Here is a 3,221-nt window from a genome sequence, read left to right as displayed (position 1 = left end):
TTGTTTGATACAAGCGCCAACCGGCGAAATCGATCGTTACGAGAACCATTCAGTTGATCAGACACCTTTGGGTTATATGGTCAAGTGAATAAGCGTGCACGGTGGATGCCTTGGCAGTCAGAGGCGATGAAGGACGTTGTAACCTGCGATAAGGTACGGGGAGCTGGTAAACAAGCTTTGAGCCGTACATTTCCGAATGGGGAAACCCACCACGTAAGTGGTATCTCTTTACTGAATATATAGGTTTAGAGAGGCGAACTCGGGGAACTGAAACATCTAAGTACCCGAAGGAAAAGAAATCAACCGAGATTCCCTTAGTAGCGGCGAGCGAACGGGGACCAGCCCTTAAGCTGGATTTGGGTTAGAAGAACAAGCTGGAAAGCTTGGCCATAGTGGGTGATAGCCCCGTATTCGAAAACCCTTTTTCAGTGAAATCGAGTAGGACGGGACACGTGTTATCCTGTCTGAACATGGGGGGACCATCCTCCAAGGCTAAATACTCCTGACTGACCGATAGTGAACCAGTACCGTGAGGGAAAGGCGAAAAGAACCCCTGTGAGGGGAGTGAAATAGACCCTGAAACCGTGTACGTACAAGCAGTGGGAGCCGACTTAGTTCGGTGACTGCGTACCTTTTGTATAATGGGTCAACGACTTACTTTCAGTAGCAAGCTTAACCGTTTAGGGGAGGCGTAGGGAAACCGAGTCTTAATAGGGCGCATAGTTGCTGGGAGTAGACCCGAAACCGGGCGATCTATCCATGGGCAGGTTGAAGGTTGAGTAACATCAACTGGAGGACCGAACCGACTACCGTTGAAAAGTTAGCGGATGACCTGTGGATCGGAGTGAAAGGCTAATCAAGCTCGGAGATAGCTGGTTCTCCTCGAAAGCTATTTAGGTAGCGCCTCATGTCTCACCTTGGGGGGTAGAGCACTGTTTCGGCTAGGGGGTCATCCCGACTTACCAACCCGATGCAAACTCCGAATACCCAAGAGTGCAATCATGGGAGACACACGGCGGGTGCTAACGTCCGTCGTGAAAAGGGAAACAACCCAGACCGCCAGCTAAGGTCCCAAACTTCTAGTTAAGTGGGAAACGATGTGGGAAGGCTCAGACAGCTAGGAGGTTGGCTTAGAAGCAGCCATCCTTTAAAGAAAGCGTAATAGCTCACTAGTCGAGTCGGCCTGCGCGGAAGATATAACGGGGCTCAAACTAGAGACCGAAGCTGCGGATGCGTTTATACGCATGGTAGAGGAGCGTTCTGTAAGCTGTTGAAGCGGAAGCTGTAAGGCACCGTGGAGGTATCAGAAGTGCGAATGTTGACATAAGTAACGATAAAGGGAGTGAAAAACTCCCTCGCCGGAAGACCAAGGGTTCCTATCCAACGTTAATCGGGGTAGGGTGAGTCGACCCCTAAGATGAGGCTGAAAAGCGTAATCGATGGGAAGCAGGTTAATATTCCTGCACCTCGCATAACTGCGACGGGGGGACGGAGAAGGCTAGGCTAGCGCGGCGTTGGTTGTCCGCGTTTAAGGATGTAGGTTTGGAACTTAGGCAAATCCGGGTTCCTCTATGACTGAGATCTGATGACGAGCTCCTATATGGAGTGAAGTAGTTGATGCCCGGCTTCCAGGAAAATCCTCTAAGCTTCAGGTTATGTGGGATCGTACCCCAAACCGACACAGGTGGTCAGGTTGAGAATACCAAGGCGCTTGAGAGAACTCGGGTGAAGGAACTAGGCAAAATGGCACCGTAACTTCGGGAGAAGGTGCGCCGGTTTTGGTGATGGGACTTGCTCCCTAAGCTGAGGCCGGTCGAAGATACCAGGTGGCTGCGACTGTTTATTAAAAACACAGCACTCTGCAAACACGAAAGTGGACGTATAGGGTGTGACGCCTGCCCGGTGCTTGAAGGTTAATTGATGGGGTTAGCTCCGGCGAAGCTCTTGATCGAAGCCCAAGTAAACGGCGGCCGTAACTATAACGGTCCTAAGGTAGCGAAATTCCTTGTCGGGTAAGTTCCGACCTGCACGAATGGCGTAACGATGGCCACACTGTCTCCACCCGAGACTCAGTGAAATTGAACTCGCTGTGAAGATGCAGCGTACCCGCGGCTAGACGGAAAGACCCCGTGAACCTTTACTATAGCTTCACACTGGACTTTGACCTTACTTGTGTAGGATAGCTGGGAGGCTTTGAAACTTGGACGCCAGTTCAAGTGGAGCCGATCTTGAAATACCAGCCTGGTAACGTTGAAGTCCTAACTCAGGTCCCTTATCGGGATCGAGGACAGTGTGTGGTGGGTAGTTTGACTGGGGCGGTCTCCTCCCAAAGAGTAACGGAGGAGCACGAAGGTACCCTCAGCATGGTCGGAAATCATGCAATGAGCGCAAGAGTAAAAGGGTGCTTGACTGCGACACAGACACGTGGAGCAGGTACGAAAGTAGGTTCTAGTGATCCGGTGGTTCTGTATGGAAGGGCCATCGCTCAACGGATAAAAGGTACTCCGGGGATAACAGGCTGATACCGCCCAAGAGTTCACATCGACGGCGGTGTTTGGCACCTCGATGTCGGCTCATCACATCCTGGGGCTGAAGCCGGTCCCAAGGGTATGGCTGTTCGCCATTTAAAGTGGTACGCGAGCTGGGTTTAGAACGTCGTGAGACAGTTCGGTCCCTATCTGCCGTGGGCGTTTGAGATTTGAGAAGAGTTGCTCCTAGTACGAGAGGACCGGAGTGAACGAACCTCTGGTGTTCCGGTTGTCACGCCAGTGGCATTGCCGGGTAGCTATGTTCGGACGGGATAACCGCTGAAAGCATCTAAGCGGGAAGCCCCCTTCAAGATGAGATCTCACTGGACCTTTAAGGTCCCTAAAGAGCCGTTCAAGACTAGGACGTTGATAGGCTGGGTGTGTAAGCGTTGTGAGGCGTTGAGCTAACCAGTACTAATTGCTCGTGAGGCTTGACCATATAACGCCAAAGCTGTCTGAGAGCGAAAGCTTCAGATGAACAGCTGAGTGGTTTAATGATTGATTTAACGGTTGTAGCTTGTATAGACAACCAAGACGCATCTTACAGTATCCAATGCGTTAACCAGTTTTGCCTGGTGACAATAGAGACGTGGAACCACCTGATCCCTTACCGAACTCAGTCGTGAAACGCGTCATCGCCGATGGTAGTGTGGGGTTTCCCCATGTGAGAGTAGGTCATTGCCAGGCACCTAA

General features: G+C 51.4%; 2 rRNA genes. Both read left to right on the top strand.

What is annotated here, in order from left to right:
• Nucleotides 1-78: 78 nt before the first annotated feature.
• Nucleotides 79-2,967 (top strand): 23S ribosomal RNA (locus XMD530_RS11260).
• A 132-nt stretch (nt 2,968-3,099) separates the two neighbouring features.
• Nucleotides 3,100-3,215, top strand: a 5S ribosomal RNA gene (gene rrf, locus XMD530_RS11255).
• Nucleotides 3,216-3,221 lie beyond the last annotated feature (6 nt).

The sequence above is a fragment of the Marinobacterium sp. xm-d-530 genome (genome assembly GCF_013283365.1).
Classification (GTDB): Bacteria; Pseudomonadota; Gammaproteobacteria; order Pseudomonadales; family Balneatricaceae; genus Marinobacterium_E.
The sequence above is the reverse complement of the archived record's forward strand: the minus strand, read 5'-3'. Positions and strand labels throughout refer to the sequence as shown.